This window comes from Pseudoalteromonas sp. SIMBA_162, assembly GCF_046535955.1.
Classification (GTDB): domain Bacteria; phylum Pseudomonadota; class Gammaproteobacteria; order Enterobacterales; family Alteromonadaceae; genus Pseudoalteromonas; species Pseudoalteromonas marina.
This window is the reverse complement of record NZ_JAWJBQ010001258.1, coordinates 1-234: the sequence shown is the minus strand read 5'-3', so window position 1 is coordinate 234 and position 234 is coordinate 1. Positions and strand designations below refer to the sequence as shown.

The 234-nt window shown below is 70.5% G+C and carries 1 protein-coding gene; it reads right to left on the bottom strand.

The genetic code is table 11. The annotated features are described in order from the left end of the window. Positions 1 to 234, bottom strand: a 234-nt coding sequence (locus R0J88_RS23665; RefSeq protein WP_410901410.1) for an ATP-binding cassette domain-containing protein, incomplete at both ends; no start/stop codon positions are given.

Below are 234 nucleotides of genomic sequence, written 5' to 3'. Positions count from 1 at the left end.
CGTGCCGCGCCACGTTCATGTCGTGGGTGACCAGGATGATGGTGTGGCCGGCGGCGTTCAGTTCCTCCAGGATGCGCAGCACTTCCTGGCCGGTGTGCGTGTCCAGCGCGCCGGTCGGCTCGTCGGCCAGGATGATGTCGCCGCCATTCATCAGCGCGCGGGCGATGCTCACACGCTGCTGCTGGCCGCCGGACAACTGGCCGGGCCGGTGGCCGGTGCGTTCGCCGAGCCCCA